Annotated in this window: 16 protein-coding genes; 10 read left to right on the top strand and 6 right to left on the bottom strand. The window is 44.1% G+C overall.

Annotated elements, in window-relative coordinates; translation table 11 throughout:
• Positions 1-90 precede the first annotated feature (90 nt).
• From ACS8E3_RS07260 to ACS8E3_RS07275, 4 genes are all read left to right on the top strand, one after another.
• The gene (locus tag ACS8E3_RS07260; RefSeq protein WP_439242731.1) at positions 91-489 is read left to right on the top strand and encodes a glutaredoxin family protein; all 399 of its coding nucleotides are present in this window, start codon (positions 91-93) and stop codon (positions 487-489) included.
• A 40-nt stretch (positions 490-529) separates the two neighbouring features.
• On the top strand, positions 530-1,738 hold the full coding sequence (locus ACS8E3_RS07265; RefSeq protein WP_439242733.1) for an alpha-hydroxy acid oxidase: 1,209 nt from the start codon (positions 530-532) through the stop codon (positions 1,736-1,738).
• Between the two features lie 164 nt (positions 1,739-1,902).
• Complete coding sequence (locus ACS8E3_RS07270; RefSeq protein ID WP_439242735.1) at positions 1,903-2,925, top strand: rhomboid family intramembrane serine protease; 1,023 nt, start codon at positions 1,903-1,905, stop codon at positions 2,923-2,925.
• Between the two features lie 79 nt (positions 2,926-3,004).
• Positions 3,005-3,808 (top strand): MipA/OmpV family protein, encoded by an 804-nt coding sequence (locus ACS8E3_RS07275; protein WP_439242737.1) that lies wholly within the window; start codon positions 3,005-3,007, stop codon positions 3,806-3,808.
• Positions 3,809-3,950: 142 nt separating this feature from the next.
• Here the strand turns inward: ACS8E3_RS07275 and ACS8E3_RS07280 are convergent, their stop codons facing one another.
• The 4 genes from ACS8E3_RS07280 to fumC all read right to left on the bottom strand — a co-directional run bounded on the left by ACS8E3_RS07280 (position 3,951) and on the right by fumC (position 7,839).
• On the bottom strand, positions 3,951-4,787 hold the full coding sequence (locus ACS8E3_RS07280) for a tetratricopeptide repeat protein (protein ID WP_439242739.1): 837 nt from the start codon (positions 4,785-4,787) through the stop codon (positions 3,951-3,953).
• A gap of 76 nt (positions 4,788-4,863) precedes the next feature.
• Entirely contained in the window at positions 4,864-5,154 is a 291-nt protein-coding gene (locus ACS8E3_RS07285; RefSeq protein WP_439242741.1) for a HigA family addiction module antitoxin, read from the bottom strand.
• Positions 5,155-5,695: 541 nt separating this feature from the next.
• Complete coding sequence (locus ACS8E3_RS07290) at positions 5,696-6,127, bottom strand: ACP-like domain-containing protein (protein ID WP_439242743.1); 432 nt, start codon at positions 6,125-6,127, stop codon at positions 5,696-5,698.
• A 311-nt stretch (positions 6,128-6,438) separates the two neighbouring features.
• Complete coding sequence (gene fumC, locus ACS8E3_RS07295; protein WP_439242745.1) at positions 6,439-7,839, bottom strand: class II fumarate hydratase; 1,401 nt, start codon at positions 7,837-7,839, stop codon at positions 6,439-6,441.
• A gap of 210 nt (positions 7,840-8,049) precedes the next feature.
• Between fumC and ACS8E3_RS07300 the strand changes: the two genes are divergently transcribed.
• Positions 8,050-8,892: a 5-formyltetrahydrofolate cyclo-ligase gene (locus ACS8E3_RS07300; protein WP_439242747.1), complete on the top strand. Its 843-nt coding sequence runs from the start codon at positions 8,050-8,052 to the stop codon at positions 8,890-8,892.
• 175 nt (positions 8,893-9,067) lie between these two features.
• Complete coding sequence (locus ACS8E3_RS07305) at positions 9,068-9,487, top strand: hypothetical protein (RefSeq protein ID WP_439242749.1); 420 nt, start codon at positions 9,068-9,070, stop codon at positions 9,485-9,487.
• A gap of 43 nt (positions 9,488-9,530) precedes the next feature.
• Here ACS8E3_RS07305 and ACS8E3_RS07310 read toward each other — a convergent pair whose 3' ends face one another.
• Entirely contained in the window at positions 9,531-10,916 is a 1,386-nt protein-coding gene (locus tag ACS8E3_RS07310) for a Na+/H+ antiporter family protein (RefSeq protein ID WP_439242751.1), read from the bottom strand.
• Between the two features lie 452 nt (positions 10,917-11,368).
• On the opposite strand from ACS8E3_RS07310, the gene lon reads away from it, so the two are divergent.
• The 4 genes from lon to ACS8E3_RS07330 all read left to right on the top strand — a co-directional run bounded on the left by lon (position 11,369) and on the right by ACS8E3_RS07330 (position 15,908).
• Positions 11,369-13,744: an endopeptidase La gene (gene lon, locus ACS8E3_RS07315; protein ID WP_439242807.1), complete on the top strand. Its 2,376-nt coding sequence runs from the start codon at positions 11,369-11,371 to the stop codon at positions 13,742-13,744.
• Positions 13,745-13,887: 143 nt separating this feature from the next.
• On the top strand, positions 13,888-14,553 hold the full coding sequence (locus tag ACS8E3_RS07320; RefSeq protein ID WP_439242753.1) for an META domain-containing protein: 666 nt from the start codon (positions 13,888-13,890) through the stop codon (positions 14,551-14,553).
• A gap of 39 nt (positions 14,554-14,592) precedes the next feature.
• A complete protein-coding gene (locus ACS8E3_RS07325; protein WP_439242755.1) occupies positions 14,593-15,177 on the top strand; it encodes an META domain-containing protein in 585 nt (194 codons plus the stop codon).
• A 173-nt stretch (positions 15,178-15,350) separates the two neighbouring features.
• Complete coding sequence (locus ACS8E3_RS07330; protein WP_439242757.1) at positions 15,351-15,908, top strand: superoxide dismutase family protein; 558 nt, start codon at positions 15,351-15,353, stop codon at positions 15,906-15,908.
• Positions 15,909-16,013: 105 nt separating this feature from the next.
• Here ACS8E3_RS07330 and topA read toward each other — a convergent pair whose 3' ends face one another.
• On the bottom strand, positions 16,014-18,767 hold the full coding sequence (topA, locus tag ACS8E3_RS07335) for a type I DNA topoisomerase (protein ID WP_439242759.1): 2,754 nt from the start codon (positions 18,765-18,767) through the stop codon (positions 16,014-16,016).
• Positions 18,768-18,997: the final 230 nt, after the last annotated feature.

The raw sequence follows: 18,997 nt of genomic DNA on the forward strand, positions 1-18,997 counted from the left end.
TCTCTATCTTATACCGCTAAGGGCATAAGCTAACCTAAAGCCCAAAAATTTATGATGTTTGTAAAGTTAAATACAAAGATGAGTCTAGCTATGCCCAATGACGACCTACAACACTATCAAACAGACAATGACGATAATAGTTACAATAATAATGCCACTCACCATAAAACCATCAATGCGCTCAGAGAACGTTTGATAGAAGCGTTACCCAGACTTTCCAGTAACGACATCCGTCATCAAGCATGGTTACTCGGCACGACAGGCTGTCACTTGTGTGAGGTCGCTGAGAGCCTAATGAATCAGTTAGCAGCGGTGCAGCCTGTCACTTATCATTATATAGATATCAGCGACTTAAATGAGACGCTGATGATGGACTTTGCCACCACTATCCCCGTGGTACTCACGCCTCTCCAGCGCTTAGATTATCCTTTTTCAGTATTGGATTTGCAGCAGTTGTTGAGTGAAGAATCGCTTAAAACTAACGAATAATAAGCACCATAATAAACAGTACCTTACTATCGAGACTACGATGAAAGACTTATCTAAGATAACCGAAATCGAAGATCTGCGCCGCGTTGCCGAGCGTAAAGTGCCGCGAATGTTTTACGATTATGTCGATTCAGGCTCATGGACGCAAACCACCTATCGTAATAACGAAACCGATTTTGATCGTATTAAGCTGCGTCAGCGCGTGCTCGTCGATATGGAAAACCGCTCGCTTGCGACTACGATGATTGGTGAAAAAGTCAAAATGCCGGTCGCCATTGCGCCTACTGGCTTCACCGGTATGATGTGGGCGGATGGTGAGATACAAGCCGCCCGCGCTGCGGAGAAATTCGGCGTACCATTTTCGCTATCGACCATGAGTATTTGTTCGATTGAAGATGTGGCTCAAAATACTAATACGCCGTTTTGGTTTCAGCTCTATGTGATGCGTGACCAAGAGTTTATGGCCAATTTGATTCGCCGCGCAAAAGATGCTAATTGCTCAGCGCTGATATTGACTGCCGATCTACAAGTGCTCGGTCAGCGTCATAAAGACATCAAAAATGGACTCTCTGCGCCGCCAAAGCCAACCCTCGCTAATATCCTAAATCTAATGACTAAGCCTGAGTGGTGCCTAAATATGCTGGGTACCAAAAGACGTACCTTTGGCAATATCGTCGGTCATGCCAAAAATGTCGAGGATATCTCCTCCTTATCGGCATGGACAGCGGAGCAATTCGATCCTGGCCTAAGCTGGAATGATGTGGCGCGCATCAAAGATCAATGGGCCGGCAAGCTGATTATCAAAGGTATCATGGAGCCTGAGGATGCTATCTTAGCCGCGCGTAGTGGCGCTGATGCTCTAGTAGTTTCTAACCATGGCGGTCGTCAGCTCGATGGTGCGCCCTCCTCTATTGCCGCACTTAGCGATATAGTACAAGCGGTACGAGCGGAAAATAGCCAGATTGAGATTTGGCTCGATAGTGGTATTCGCTCAGGACAAGATGTGCTCAAAGCGATGGCGTTAGGCGCTAACGGCACGATGATCGGAAGAGCGTTTCTCTATGGACTGGGCGCTTATGGTGAAGACGGTGTACGCCGCGCACTGGAGCTGATCTATAACGAATGCGATATCAGCATGGCATTCTGTGGTCATACCGATATCAATAAAGTCACCGAGGATATCTTAGTGAACGGCACTTATGAGCAGCTCAAATCAGCTCTGCCTTATCTTGCACCGATGCGTTGGTAGTAAGGATGCGTTGATAGCATCAAATATAGGAGCAGTTGATAGTATAAATAGTATTCCTAGTTGCCAAAGCTAAAGACAGCGCTTAGATACATAGGTATTCTTTTTTATAGCAGCGCAAACCTTTATACTGCTCATCCTTACTTATCATCAATATAACTTCATTTATGACTATTAAGCAGCTCTTTAGCACCGCGCCTGTCACCACTATATTGCTTATCAGTTTTATCGGTCTGTTTGTTATACAACTACTGACTGGAGTGGATGCTAACAATCCCTCTACAGAGGCGCTACTCAATTGGGGCGCGAATGCTTTGCCTTATACGATGGGCGAAGATCCTTGGCGCTTAATCAGTAGCGGATTTTTGCATATTGGCCTGATGCACTTGCTGTTTAACAGCTTTGCGATGTATTTTTTTGGTCAAATCGCTGAGCCGATGTTTGGCTCCAGTAAGTTCTTGGCGCTATTTTTACTAGCGGTAATCGGCGGTAACGTCCTCAATAACCATGTGACTTGGCAAGCAATTATAGATGGCAGTGGTCAGCCTGGTCTATCCGCTGGCGCATCAGGCGGTATCATGGGCATCGGTGCAGCGTTACTAGTAGCAGCGTTTTTTAAGATGTCAGTCAATGGCATGATGATCAATCTAAAAAGCCTAGTCATCATTATGGGTATCAACTTAGTGTACGGATTTGCGGTTCCTGGCATCGATAATGCCGGTCATATCGGCGGCGCGATTACCGGCTTGCTCATCGCGCTGCCTATTGCCTTCGCTTATCGTCAGCGGGAGCTAGCACAGCAAGCGGCTATGGCTGGTGCGCAACAAGCTTATCAAAACGCGGTTCAAGACAGCTATTCAAGTAACCATCAGCATAGCTATCAAACTAGCCTGCAAAACACTCATCGCGATAATCCGCCCCTTACCAATATATTTGCTGATAATGATAGCCAAATCCCTGTAAACTTAAATAATAACGCAGATAGCGCTAATTTAGAGCGAAGTGGTGACTATATTAATCAGTATCCCACTTATATTGATCCAAAAAGGTTTGTGCCAGAGCCGATTAAAATTAGCCTCATTTGGCAATTACTGCCTTGGATAGTCATGCTTATTATCACGGTTAGTTTCATCTGGTGGTGGCAAGATATCCATAACCAAATACTGCAAATATTGGCAGCTACTGAATAACAAATTAAGTTAATATTAACGTAATCGATAACGCTAAACCAATTCCCGACCTTACCTTCCCTGCTCATGAGACACGACTATGTTTAAACTATCCGCTCCAAGCATTACCTATCGCGCTGTACTCACCACCTTCGCAGCCACGATGCTCTTGAGCGCTGCTGGCACAGCAAGCGCTGCTCCTTTCAAAAACCTGGCTGCCGATCAAGACGCTCAGCTCAGCGTAGGCGTCAACGTGCTCTATTCCAATAGTGCTTATGATTTGGACGACAACGAAGTGCGGGTATTACCGGGCGTATTTTATGACAATAATAAAATCTACGCGCGCGGAGCTAGTGCTGGCGCTTATCTGATTAACGATGGCACCAACCAGCTATCCGCCTACGCTCAATTAGCAGGCAATTCATTCGATCCTGATGATGCCAATGGCGCGCTGCAAGGTCTCGATGAGCGTAAGATATCTGCCGCAGCCGGTATCACTTATCTACGTCGCACCCCTGTTGGCGGTTTCCGTATTCAAGCCGCTACTGATATCTTAGATCGTAGTGGCGGTAATACTGCTCGCTTAACCTATCTAGCGCGTATTACTAAAAATAAGCTCACCGTCTATCCAAGTATAGGTTTTGAATATTATGATGACGACTACAACGAATACTATTATGGCGTCAGTGATAAAGAGTCAGCTAAAACAGGCGTCGCCGCTTATAAATCCAATTCAAGCTTGAATCCTTACATTAATATTAGTGCCAACTACGACATCAATGAGCGCTTTGCAGGATTCTTTAATCAAAGCTTAAGCTACTTGCCGAATGAGCAATACGATAGCCCGATGGTTGACTCGCGTACTGATGCTACAACCACGCTTGGTTTGCTTTATAAGTTTTAGTATTTAAAAGTTGCGAAAATTTGATATAGGAAAGCTGAGCATTTTGCTTGGCTTTTTCTGTTTTGAATGGGATGAATGTTAGGGTCGTATGTTGCACATCAGTTGTAGAAAAATGAAACTGATTTTGAATTTATATCTTATGTCACTCATTCTTTATAAGCTCTTCTCTTCTATTGCCAAGAGGATGTAGAACTGAGTTATCTCCTTGCTCTTTAGCTTTGCGATACCAACTTAATGATTTTATATGATCGAAATTAACGCCTAAGCCATTTAAATACATCCAACCTAAATTTACTTGTGATTTTGAATCACCTTGTTCAGCAGCAGTAGTGAACCATTTTATGGCTTCAGAATAATTTTTTTTGACTCCTTTACCTTCAAGATATAACAAACCTATGAAGAATTGAGCATTAATGTTGCCTTGTTCAGCAGATTTTCTAAACCACTTCGATGCTTCTAGATAGTCTGAATCTATTCCTAACCCTGAGCTATAGATTGAGGCCAAGGCATACTGAGCATTTGGCTCTCCTTGATTAGCAGCTTTCAGGAACCATTTTCTAGCTTTAGTATAATCTCTATCAACATTTACACCTTCAAAATAAAGTGCTCCTAAAATGTACTGAGCATCAATATCATTTTGATTGGCGGCTTTCGTAAACCAAGCAATAGCTTGATCATAGTTCTCAGCAACTCCTTCGCCATTTAAGTACATTGCACCAACAATGTATTGTGAAACTGCATCACCGTCATTTGCTGATTTAAGATACTTGTGAACTCCTTCTGGGAAGTTTTGTTCAACCTCATCACTTGACTGGTACTCTTGCTTAATAGAATAATCTAAATCAAAAGCTTGTTGCGTTTCAAGTGCTTCAGTAGTCATTGCAATTTGCGCTGAGGCTAATGTAGAGAGTCCGATCAATAAAAATATTAATAAACTACTCTTCGTAACTATTTTAACAAATTTATAATTTTGAAGCATAAAAATCCTTAATGGTTCGGCCATTTTATCAGTCAAAAAAGTAGCTATATTAAGCTAAAGAACTATCCACAATTTATTAAACATACTCAATATCGTCTAAAAACGCTAAGTCATCGGTCTCAACTAAACGTAGCTCATAAGTAGATTGTAAATTTAACCAAAACTGCGGGCTATCGCCAAAATACCTTGCCAATCTCAGCGCTGTATTAGCGGTAACACCTCGCTTTTCACGTACGATTTCGTTTATACGTGCAGGAGTAACCCCAAGCTTATTTGCTAGCGCATAGGCACTCATGTCTAGTGGACCAAGAAAATCCTCTTCTAAAACTTTAACGGGATGAATGGGACGCATACCGTTTTTGATCATAGTGTTTCTCTTTAGTGCTCAATAAATTTTAAAGTTTAGATAACTTGTAGGGTGCCGCCCTGCGCACCGATTCTAGGGATAGCTCTCAATCATGGTGCGCGGGGCGACACACTACCAAGACCTCTTTAGTTTAACTTCTCATCAAAACTTTATAGATTAATTTTTATTACTTCATTTATATTTGTCAAATCATTAGGTGTCGCAAGCTCCACACCAACCTACGAATTGAGCACTTTTAAGCTTTATAAAATATTAAAGCTTGAACTACAAAAGCTCTACGCAAAATCAAGATGTCGCCGCTAGCCCTGATTGCAGCGGTATCCTGCTGGTTTGGGTGAGTTGCGGAAGCTAGGTTTTGGAGTGGCTCGCGGAGCAAGAGACACCACAAACCGTAGCCACCGCCTCAGCTAGACTAGCAGATACAAGCACAAAGCGGGAATAGCTCCCAGCTCTAAAAACAAAAAAACCTTGCCATATAACATGACAAGGTCTTCTTAGTTGAAATCAAATCGGTGGCGCTTCGCTAACCACACCCTACTCGCTAGCCTTTAATCTTCACAATAGAAGCCACTTCACAGCCTTTATAGACGATTTCGCTCTTAGCGTTTTGAATGTTGGCTGATGAGGTGTGGTAATTATTCAGACGCAGTGGTCCGGTCATAATACTAAAGTTGTCTTCATCGCCAAACACGGTTGAGACGTTATCCGTACGAGCTAAGTTAATCGGTAAAAACCTTGTTTTACCGTTTAGAGTAGCCTCAGCAAAGGTAGGCAAATACTGCTTATTAAAGCCGTAAGTCACGCTGATTTTATTATTATTTTGGCAAGTATAATTCACTTGTCTATGCTTAATCGCGGTGTCGTAACTCTCACTTGGTTCCATGACGTTATCTGAGTAAGCCAATGCAGAACCCGAGCCCAACGCTGCCATCATAATAGCCGCTGATGATAATGCTACAGTTAAATTTTTCATGATAGTACCTCTGTAATTTATTAAAATAGTTATAGATAGTCAGAAAATAGCCCTAAAGATTTTATTTAGTGATTATTTTTGTTTTATTTTGAGACTTTATAGCGCTTTTATCTTGATCGTCATCTATCCCTCTAGTCTAACTGAAATAGTATTCTTAGCTGTTATAACGATGAGTGAGCTTGTTGTCAGAGCGTAAGATATTGTTTCGCGCGTTGGATTGACTTCACATAATGGATAAAAAAAAGACCTTGTCAAATCCTGATATAAAGGACGACAAGGTCTTTTTATTAATCTTAAGCAGTAAATCTAAACTAAGAAGGATGCACCATATCCTCTGGCGTGACCCACTCATCAAACTGCGCTTCGGTCATTAGATCAAGCTCAACCGCAACTTGCTTAAGGGTTTTATTTTCTTTATAAGCAGTCTTAGCGATTTTCGCGGCGTTCTCATAGCCAACATGACGATTCAATGCGGTCACTAGCATGAGCGAGTTATGCAAGAAGTCATCGATTTTTTCTTTAACAGGCTCGATTCCTACCGCGCAATTGTCGTTAAAGCTATTGCACGCATCGCCTAATAACTTAATAGATTGCAGTAAGTTAAAGGCAATCACAGGCTTATAGACGTTCAGCTCAAAGTTACCTGATGCGCCTGCCATGCTGATAGTCGTGTCATTACCCATCACTTGTGCCACAACCATAGTCATGGCTTCTGACTGAGTTGGGTTGACTTTGCCCGGCATGATGGATGAGCCTGGCTCATTCTCTGGAATAGTCAACTCGCCGAGGCCACAACGAGGGCCAGAAGCCAACCAGCGCACATCATTAGCGATTTTGTTTAAGCTACCCGCTAAAGTTTTGAGGGCACCAGAAGCAAAAACTTCGGCATCACGCGCGGCTAGTGCTTCAAACTTATTGGGTGAAGTAACAAACGGCAAGCCTGTTAGCTCTGATAATTGCTCAGCCGCTTTTACCGCGTAATCAGGGTGAGCGTTGAGACCTGTACCAACTGCTGTACCGCCTAGTGGCAGCTCATATAGGCCTTGTAACGCGTTATCAATGCGAGTCAATGAATGGTCAAGCTGACTGACATAACCGCTGAACTCTTGGCCTAGCGTTAAAGGTGTAGCGTCTTGTAGATGGGTACGACCGATTTTAACGATGCTATCGAATTCTTTGGCTTTAGCATCTAGGGTATCGCGTAGGGCTTTGACCGCTGGGATAAGTAGGCTGTTAATTTGACGAGCAGCTGCGACACGGATAGCGGTTGGGAAGCTGTCGTTAGTAGACTGAGCATGGTTGACATGGTCATTGGGATGAATAGGCGTATAGCTACCACGATCGTTTCCTGCAATTTCATTAGCACGATTCGCCAATACTTCGTTCATGTTCATGTTCGACTGTGTACCAGAACCCGTCTGCCATACGACTAATGGAAACTGATCTTGCAGACCGCCATTGATGACTTCGTCAGCTGCCTGCACGATCAAGTCGCGCTTATCGTCTTCGATACGCTCTAGGCTAGCATTGGTAATCGCAGCGGCTTTTTTGACTAGCGCCATTGCTTCAATCATCGGACGCGGTAGAGTCTCGCCACCGATTTTGAAGTTCTCGCGGCTACGCTGCGTTTGCGCGCCCCAATAAGCGTCTGCGGGTACTTCAACGTTACCCATGGTGTCTTTTTCGGTACGAGTTGCCTGATTCTGTGACATAACTATCCTCTTTTATTAGTGATAAATAACTGGTTTATTATAAAAAGTGCAACTAAGGCTGCACATAAGGAAAATAGGCTGTAAAGTGGGGTTATGATAGCATGGCTTATCATAAATTTCTCCAAGCTGATGCGAGTATTTATAGCTAGAGATAATCTGTAATGACCATCATTACCCTAAAGTTTTTTTATTGAATAATGCCTTAATACTATGATTACTAATCCATCCAGAAAGCAATTCACTCGCCAGCGCCGTCAGCTCTCTACTACTGAGCGTAGACATTTAGCTCAAGCGGCCAGCTTACACTTAGTCAAACTCCAGCAGCGTTTGCCTGCTCATACGCGTATCGGCATTTATTATGATGACTTTGGTGAGTTGCCTACTCAGCCACTATTAGACTGGTGTCAGCGTCTGCAATATCAGGCTTACTTGCCCGTAGTTGGTTCACTAGGTCATGAGGATAAACGTCTGCGTTTTGTACCGATTTATCACAAAAAACTTATCAATGTGCCGACTCGTATTCATAGTCTTGGTATGAAACAAAATCACCATCGTAAGCTACTATGGGCAACGGATTTGGACGTGATTATTTGTCCCTTAGTTGCTGTTGATAAACAAGGCAATCGCATGGGTATGGGTGGCGGTTTTTACGATACAACGCTTGGTAAAAGCTATCGATCAGGAGTAAAAAAACCTTTACGTATTGGCTGGTGTTATGACTTTCAGGTGGTTGAAGAGTTGCAAACTCAACCTTGGGATGTGCCTTTAGATGGCTTGATTACGCCAAGCGGACTGCGTTGGTTCAACCCTACTCATATCAAAGAAACAGAACCAGAAACCTCTAGCGCTGATACCGTTGATAGCTACTTGCAAAATATTGGCAATGATGATTTTAGAGAGAAGCTTTATTACAGTCAGGAACAGACTTTTAGCGGTGATGAGTTGGCTAGGGTTATTAATGAGGCGCGTTTGAATGAGTTACTAGCGCAAAGTGATGATTTTTTGAATAGTTTAAGTGATGAGATAGAGGGTTTTGAGGACGACAGTAATTAATATTTATTTTTAATTAGACAGAACTATTGTTTAAATCCAGAGTATATTTTATTATACATAATAATGATTATTATTAACAAATAGGATGTCTATTCTGGTGATAGCCCACTATACTAAGAAATCTAGATCATTTTATGTGCTGACAGCTGCCCTATTTTTTTGGATAGGAGTAGCCATGTTCGGTATTTACTTCTGGGAGTATGATGAACCTGAAAGCTTAACCTCCTTCCTTTACTTTCTCTCCACTTGTGCTTTGTTTATTATCGTTAGCTATAGAGAAAGGCAGCTAGAAAAAAAGCGTCTATATGATAATGATTTGTTATCCGTCAATACCTTCTCAGCGCAACCGGATAAAGAGAATGAGCAACTGCTTTTAATTTCCGATAAAGATTTTTTAAGGTTATCAACTTTCACATTTTACGCTATATTAATCCTATTAATATTTTCCGTAGGTTTTCTTTTATACCATTATATTAATGGTGATATAGACTATGGCATCCTTGTCGTTGTTTATCTTGAACTGTTCTCTATGTATTCTATTCATAAAAGCATTAAACAAATAAAGCAGTGTATCTATGACAGAGAAATATCTTAGAGCCGTAGAGAGTGACCTACTCGCTACGCATATACGTTACTAATCACAACACCATCGCTGCAATCCAACCAAACGCCAGTAGCGGAATATTATAATGTAGGAAAGTCGGCACCACGCTGTCCTTGATATGATCATGCTGCCCATCGATGTTTAGTCCAGACGTCGGCCCCAATGTTGAATCTGACGCCGGAGAACCTGCATCACCCAAAGCCCCAGCAGTACCGATAATGGCAACGGTGGCCAATGGCGAAAACCCTAGCGAGATACACAGTGGCACATAAATCGCGGCAATAATTGGAATGGTTGAGAATGACGAGCCGATACCCATTGTCACCACTAAACCTATGCTTAACATCACCAGTGCCGCAATGGCTTTATTCCCAGCAAACAAGTTAGTCGCGCCATCAATCAGCGGCGCAATCTCTCCTGTCGTTTTCATGACCTCGGCAAAGCCCTGCGCGGTAATCATAATAAAGCCAATCATCGCCATCAGCTTGATACCGTCGTTAAACACGGTATCCGCTTCGCGCCACTTTACCACGCCCGTTGCCATAAAGACGGCAAAGCCAAACATCGAGCCGAGCAATAGCGAGTCGGTATAGAGCTGCACCACAAAGGCAGTGACAATGGCTGCCAAAGCGACTAACGTTTTAAGTTTACCTTGCGTGGGCGCACTCACTGCTGTTTTGCTCAAGTCGTCGCTAGTAGATTTTTTATCGATCGCGGCATCGCGGGCATCTTTATCTATCGTTAACTGCTGATACTGACGCGGCTTGCGATAGCTGATAAATATAGCGGTCAATAGGCCAATAAACATCCCCAGTGCCGGAATCGCCATCGCCTTAGTGACGGAGATATCAGTGATATCAATACCCGCTTCACCGACGTTTTTGAGCATAATTTGGTTGAGATAAATATCACCAAAGCCGTAAGGGATGAACATATAAGTAGTGACAAGGCCAAAAGTAATCAGGCAAGCAATGAGCCGTCTATCAATTTGCATGCGATTAAAGGCAAGTAGTAAAGGCGGTACGAGCAGCGGAATAAAGGCAATATGAATAGGAATGAGGTTTTGGCTAAAACAGCTCATCATCACCAGACCTGCAAACAGCGTGTATTTAATCATGCCACCTGCTTTTATACCTGGGCCACCAGCATCGATACGCTTAATGACTGAACTCGCCAAAGACTGCGGCAACCCTGAATGCGCAATCGCGACCGCAAAAGCGCCCAGCAGTGCGTAAGACAAAGCAATTTGCGCGCCATTGCGGATACCTTCTTGAAAGGCTTCTAAAGTTTCAGTAACCCCTAAACCCGCTAGCAACCCGCCTGCCAAAGCGCCGATGAGTAAACTGAGTACCACATGAACTCGCGCCAGTGACAGCCCAAGCATAATCACTACTGCTAGTAGCACCGCATTAATGGTCATACTCTTTGCCCCTTTTTAGACTCAATATTACTCTTTGCATCATCAAAAACTTTAACATTAACCTGTCTATAAGACGGGCGCTATTTTACCTGATTATACCGATAAAGCCTATGCGCAAAACCTAATAGACAGTGCTAAGCCTATAGCTACCGTCAAAAACTACGCCATCATCTGTCCTACACTTATTTAAACTGCGTTAATGGATAAGCCTTGCAATTTAATCTAAGAACACCATTTATCTATCATGAAACACTAACTTGACTGAACAAGTCTAGTGAATAAGGAACGAATATATGACTGACTATAATATTGATAAAGACAATATCGACATCGATGTGTCAGCAGCAACGCCTGATACTGATGAACAAAATGTCGATAAAAACACTACCGATAATGGCTCAGACAATCATTTGCCACTATTGGCACTACGCGACGTGGTCGTTTATCCGCACATGCAAATCGCGCTATTTGTAGGCCGCACCCCATCCGTAAAAGCGGTGGAGCTGGCGCAAGCGAAATATGGTGATAAAGTACTCGTCGTCGCGCAAAAAGACTCGCTGACCGAAGATATTGACCAAGACAACCTCTATCAATACGGTACGGTTTGCCGCATTGTCAGCACGATGCCACACGATAGCGATGAGAACTGCATAAAGGTGCTAATCGAAGGCCAGTATCGTGCCCGCGTTGATGCTATAGAAAACCATGCACAGAGCCATGATGACGTCTTGATGGCGACCTTTGAGCGCGCTGATCTTGAGGTTAAGCTTGACGATAGCCAACAAAAAAACACCATGAAAGCGCTAACCGGACTGTTTGAAAGCTACGCCGATGCGCGTCTACGTAATGCACGTGAGTTGACTCGCGTGGCGAAACGTATCGATGACTTGTTGGAGCTGATGTACTTTATCTCTACTCGGGTCTCGATGGATTTGGACGTTAAGCAATCGTTCTTAGAAAAGGACGATCTCAAAGCGCATATCAATACCTTGACGGAGTATCTCGTTAAGCAAAGCGCTGAGCAGAATATCGAACAAGACATCCAAGATGCCGTGCGTCAGCAGATGGAAGACAATCAGCGCGAGTACTTCTTAAACGAGAAGATGAAAGCGATCAAGAATGAGCTGTCAGATATGAATGATGGCGCGTTTGATGGTGAAGATGATGTCAGCGAGCTTGAGCAGCGTTTAGAAGAAGCTGATCTGCCAGAAGACGTCCGCAAAAAAGCAGAGCAAGAGCTGAAGAAATTAAAAATGATGCCACCTGCATCCAGCGAGTCTTCGGTCGTGCGTAACTATATTGAGTGGATATTAGATACGCCGTGGAATGCCACGAGCAAAGTATCTATTAATTTAGAAAAAGCCAAAAACGTCCTCGATGAAGATCACTATGGTCTGCAAGATGTCAAAGATCGCATCTTAGAGTATCTCGCGGTACAGTCGCGAGTGAAAAAGCTTCGTGGTCCGATTCTGTGTCTCGTGGGTCCTCCAGGTGTCGGTAAAACCTCGCTTGGTGAGTCTATCGCACGGGCAACCGGTCGTAAGTTTGTGCGTATGGCACTGGGCGGCGTCCGTGACGAAGCTGAGATTCGTGGTCATCGCCGGACTTATATCGGCGCGATGCCGGGTAAAATCGTGCAGTCGCTAGCCAAAGTCGAGGTTAAAAACCCGCTATTCTTATTAGATGAAGTCGATAAGATGGCGCAAGACTTCCGCGGTGATCCAGCTTCAGCCTTGCTTGAGGTGCTCGATCCGTCACAGAACGATAGCTTCAATGATCACTATCTCGATATGGATTTGGACCTCTCACAAGTGATGTTTATCTGTACCGCCAACAGCATGGATATCCCACCAGCGCTACTCGACCGTATGGAAGTGATTCGTCTGCCCGGCTATACCGAAGAAGAAAAAGTCAATATCGCCCAGAAGTACCTCGTGCCCAAAGCGATTAAGCAGAATGGTCTAAAAGACGGCGAGATTGAGATTGTTGAAGCGGCTCTGCATAGCATCGTGCGTAGCTATACGCGAGAAGCAGGGGTGCGTAATTTGGAGCGTGAAGTCAATAAGATCTGCCGTAAAGTGGTTCGCGGCTCGGTTGAGAGTCATGGCGCGCGTGCTCCGAAAAAAGATGATCGTGAGCTCGTAGTTGTCGATGATAGCAATATCAATGACTATCTAGGCGTACATCAGTATGACTATGGTCTTGCTGAAAAAGATGCAGAGATCGGCCGGGTCACCGGTCTGGCTTGGACACAAGTCGGCGGTGAGCTACTCACTATCGAAGCGGTAGCGATGAAAGGTAAAGGTGAGCTGGCCTTTACCGGTTCTCTCGGTGACGTGATGAAAGAGTCGATTCGCGCGGCAATGAGCGTTGTACGAGCGCGCGGTGATAGCTTAGGTATCGATTATGAAACCTTTAAGACCACTGATGTTCACGTACATATGCCAGAAGGCGCGACACCGAAAGATGGTCCGTCAGCGGGCGGTGCATTGACGACAGCGCTAGTCTCAGCGATCACCGGCATCGCTATTCGTCCTGATATTGCGATGACTGGTGAAATTACGTTACGCGGTAAGATCCTGCGTATCGGTGGTCTCAAGGAAAAACTACTAGCGGCGCATCGCGGTGGTATCAAGCACGTGTTGATTCCAGCGACTAATGAGCGCGATTTGGCGGATATTCCTGATAACGTTAAGGAAGGTCTAACCATTCAGCCGGTAGCGACTATCGATGAAGTACTTAAAGCGGCCTTGGTCAGTATGCCAACACCGCTAAAGCCTGCTAAAGTGACAGTGGATACTACTTCAAAAAAGTCATTGCATAGCTAAGCTGATTTAGATCTAATTAAACTTTAATTCTAAGAGCCGTTTACTTTAGAGTAAGCGGCTTTTTTGTATCCTTAGCTTTTTTATAAATCAATTTAATTCAAAGCTGTGCTATATTTTAAACAAATGTTTATTTGGTAACTTTGATGACGCTATCCTTTATAAAACTACCGTTGATTTTTATCACCTCAATTATAGTAACAGCATTAACAGGTTGTCAGTCCCCTTCTGTTTCAAGCCCCCAACAAACAATTGCAACTAGCACAGATGCTATTCAAAACCACTCTAGACTTACGGGCGAGACGGCAGTAAAAAATGCCTTTCCTACTCATACTGACTTATCTATTACTAACGAGCTGTTAGAGCAATATCATTGGCAGCTTGTGAGCGCTATGAGCAATACCTATGATGACAATAAGCAATTAACTAGAGCGCCTATAAGTGACTTTTATCATCCTGACTACCCTGTTTCAGTAAGCTTTGGCCATAGTCTCGACAGTCAAACGGTTCACTTTAGCTCAGAATGTAATGGTTCTGGTGCCACCTACACTTTATTAGCAGATAATACCTTTAAGGTTGATAGTATCGTCAGTACTGATATGGGCTGCTCTCAGACAGGTAATCGCATTGAAAGCGCTTTGTTTGCTTTGATGAATGGTAGCAGTAGCAAACTGACCTTAAGTTTGCATTCCTCAGATAAGTTAAAGACCTTAAATGCTCAAAACAGCCATCCGCGCTATAACTTATTGCAAACTATGGAATCTGGCGAAGCTCTGCTCTGGCAAAATGAGCAAAAAGAGTCTCGCGAATAAAGTAGACCTCTAAATAAATAAAGTTTAAGGATAACGACTATGACGCCTTTCATAAATAAAATGCAGGTTATGACGTTGACCTTAGGGTTTGCTGTAATAGGTTTGGTCGGCTGTCAAACGATCAATAATGCCCCTTCCGCTTCTATAGTAGTAAAAGCTCATAACCCCACCGAACCTATTGCAGGTCTGCCCATAACTTACGAATTATTAGGGCGTTATCGTTGGCGACTGGTCAGCGCCGTCGATCGCGATAACCAAGCAATTACAGAGCTCAGTCGTCCCGGTTTTCCAGTAGTGGCTCATTTTGGCTATGTATTTAACGATGAGCATCACGTCGGCTTTAGCTCCGACTGTAATGGTGTCGGCGGTCCCTACACTTTGAACGCTGATCATTCATTAATCATAGGATCAGGGCCACAAACCTTGATGGGCTGCGGGCCTAAACGTGAAGCGGCAGAAGATAAAATAAGAGCGCTTGAGCAGTCCAGTCAAAGTCAGCTCACCTTGACACAGCTTTCAAATAACAATATCGACAATCCAAGCTTGCCTTATTACTTACTCACACAAAAAATGGCTACTGGTGAGACTCTGATTTGGAAAAACAGCGCTATCGTTAATAATTAGACAGCATACAGACTCGCTGTCTCATTAAAATGAGTCCTTAACAACTTACATTTATTAACCGATTGTTGCGCTTTTGCCCAATAGTTGTGGACGCTCTCTCGCTATACTATTTTTGACATCAACGTATGTTGCCCTAAATACAAAAAAGAAAATAATTACAACTGGAGAGAATAATGAATAAATTAATGCTTACAAGTGCCCTATTATGTGGTTCAGCTTTAGCAGTGACAGGTTGTCAAACCGTCGAAGGTCAAATGCAAACTGGTAATCCTATCGATCAGCCTACGCTGCAATCCGTTATTAAGACTACAGATGCAAGCAATCGCGAGATAGGTCAAGTTTATTTACGTCCAGTAGAAAATGGCGTGCAAGTCTACGGTAAGCTTATGAATATAACGCCAGGTAAGACCGTATCACTACATATCCATGAGACCGGTAGCTGCGCTAATATGGGTAAAGCAGCAGGTGGACATTTCAATCCTGATAATAACCCGCATTCAAACCCAGATGATATGGATGGTCATGCCGGTGATTTGCCAACTCTAACGGCTAACGAAGACGGTGTGGCGACAATAAACTATGTCAGCAAAAAGATAGCAGCCACGCAAGCGGGTAAATATAGTGTCAATCGCTTAGCCTTTATCGTTCATGGCGGCGTTGATGACTATACGAGCCAGCCTGCTGGTGATGCAGGTGCTCGCGTAGCTTGTGGTATTATCGGTACCGTCTAATATTACTTTTTATATTAAATAGCACAAAAAAACCTCTTAGCTAAGAGGTTTTTTTATTGACTTCAACAAATGTTAAATGATAAAGAAAAGATACAAAGGATATTGTTACTCTTCTACCCACTCGCCTTTACGCCAGTAGACCCCCCAACGCGTGGCCTTACCATTTTTCTCGGAGCCGATGTATTGCTCTTTTTTCTTACGCGACCAGCGCAGAATGGTTGGGTTACCATCAGGATCCTCGTCCGGGCCTTCGAACAGATACTGGAACTCATCTTCCATCTTATCCTTTACCTCTCGCAGCTCAGCGAGTTTGGGTGCCCGCGTTTCTCGAACTTTAGGAAACTTGGAAGCCGCTAAGAACATGCCTGCTGCCCCTTCGCGCAGGATAAAATAATCATCATGCTTAGTCGATTTAAGATCCGGCAGATGAATAGGCTCCATCCGCGGCGGTGCCGGCTCGCCTGTCTTTAATACTTTACGGGTGTTGTCGCAGTTCTGACAAGCAAAGTAAGGACCAAAGCGTCCAGTCTTTAGCTCCATTTGCCCATCACATTTATCACAGTCGATAGTAGGCGCATCAGAGCCGGGTACTTCAAACTTACCTTCTTCAAGAATATAACCGTCGCAGTCTGGATTATTACCGCAGACGTGCAATTTGAGACCACCATCAACGATATAGCCATTCATCGCTGTACCGCATTTCGGGCAGCGTTTTTTCTCCATCAAGTCTTTGACTTCAGCGGCTTCGTCATCAGTGTCGCTATCATCGAGATTAGCGAAAGCCTCGACTGGCATGAGATTCTTAGTGCCTTTACAGCGCTCTTTAGGCGGTAGGTTATAGCCGGTACAGCCTAAAAATACGCCTGTTGAGCCGGTCCGCAATTGCATAGGACGATCGCAGATATCGCAGTGCACATCGGGCACATCGGTGGGATCATTAGGACGCATACCGTCTTTATCTTTGGCGTGCTCGACTTTTTTCTTAAAGTCGCCGTAAAAATTATCTAGCACATCTTTCCAGTCGCTATCGCCTTCGGCAACATGATCGAGCTTGTCCTCGAGCGCTGCGGTAAAGGTATAATCCATCAAGTCAGGGAAGCTATCGGTCAATCTATCGGTGACGATATCGCCCATCTTTTCGGCGAATAGACGCTTGTTTTCAAGCTTGACATAACCACGATCTTGAATGGTCGAGATGATAGAAGCATAAGTCGAGGGACGACCGATACCTTTTTTCTCAAGCTCTTTGACGAGGCTTGCCTCGGTATAACGCGGCGGCGGCTTGGTAAAGTGTTGGCTCGGATCGAGCTTATCTAGCGTCAGCTGATCGCCTTTTTTGACATCAGGGAGTAGCGTATCGTCAGTTTTGGCTGGCGCTAGTACGCGAGTATAGCCATCAAAAGTCATAGTACGACCGCGCGCTTTTAGCTCGACATTACCCGCTTGCACCAATAAATTCACTGATAGATACTTAGCAGGTGTCATCTGACAGGCTACAAACTGCCGCCAAATCAGCTCATACAGACGAATAGCATCGCGCTCGACACCTTTTAATTGCGTTGATTTCATATTGACATTAGAAGGGCGAATGGCTTCGTGCGCCTCTTGCGCATTTTGTTTATTGCCGTAGAAGTTTGGCTTTTCGGGTACGTACTTTTGCCCAAAGCTATCATCGATAAAACCGCGCGCTGCTGCTAAAGCGTCTCCTGACAAGAACGTTGAGTCAGTACGCATATAAGTAATGTGACCGGCTTCATACAAGCGCTGCGCTAAAATCATGGTCTTTTTGACCGAAAATCCTAAACGCGTACTCGCCGCTTGCTGCAAAGTCGAGGTAATAAAAGGCGCACTCGGGCGCGACTGAGTGGGTTTTTCTTCACGCTGTTTGACGATAAAATCGTTGTCTTTGAGGACGGCTAATACTTTATCCGTCTGCTCTTTATTGACGAGCTTTAGCGTTTTGTCGTTTTGCTTAGTGGCTTCTAAGCGAATGCCGTTTTCATCGCTATTTTTTTTGCTGGTAGCAATATGGGTATCAGCATGAATCTGCCAGTATTCTTCGGGTATAAAGGCGCGAATCTCATGCTCACGCTCAACAACCAAGCGCATCGCCACAGACTGCACGCGTCCTGCCGACAGACCGCGAGCGACTTTTTGCCAAAGGATTGGCGAGACCATAAAGCCGACGACGCGATCCAAAAAACGTCTTGCTTGCTGAGCATTGACGCGATCGATATCGAGCTTAGAGGGCTGCTTAAAAGCGTTTTGAATGGCGTTTTTGGTAATCTCGTTAAACACCACACGTTCGTATTTACTATCCGCGCCGCCAATGACTTCTTTGAGGTGCCAAGCAATGGCTTCCCCTTCTCTATCCATATCCGTTGCTAGATAGATTTTGTCCGCATCTTTGGCTAGAGACTTCAGCTCTTTAATCACTTTAGTTTTATTGGGCAGTACTTCATAGACCGCCGCCCAACCGTGCTCCGGATCGACGCCCATGCGGCGGACGAGCGCTTGCTGCGCCTTCTCTTCTTTAGATAGGCTCTCATCTTTATTCGCAGCGGCTTTTTTGGTGCCTTTACTAGCGCCTACGGGTAGATCACGGACATGACCAATACTTGAGCGTACCACGAAGTCCGAGCCCAAGTACTTATTAATCGTTTTGGCTTTGGCTGGCGACTCGACAATCACTAGTGATTTGCCTTTAGAGTCAGCACTGGCAGTAATAGCTTTTGCGTTAGCCGCTTTGCTAGCCTTAGCTTTTGTCGTTTTGGTAGCGGTAGTCTTCGCGGCTGCTTTGCTAGGTTTGTTTTCGCTAGCAGCAGACTTAGTTGTTTTTTTTGTTGTGGTTTTTGCCATATTTGACGACACCATAATAAAGGGTAAAAATGAAATAGGAATTGGCAGCCAAGCTTTTTATGCTTACAAATAGGCTTATCTTAAGCGCTGCCTATAAAAATGGTTATAAAATGTAAAATAACTGGTAAATATCAATAAAATAGGTTCAGGCCTATAAGGAAGTTACACTGCTAAGCGCCAAAATGTCAACTTATTAAATAAAGCGCCTAGCAAACTATCCATCACTCGCT

Origin of the sequence: Psychrobacter sp. 2Y5 (assembly GCF_051847375.1) — a bacterium.
Classification (GTDB): Bacteria; Pseudomonadota; Gammaproteobacteria; order Pseudomonadales; family Moraxellaceae; genus Psychrobacter.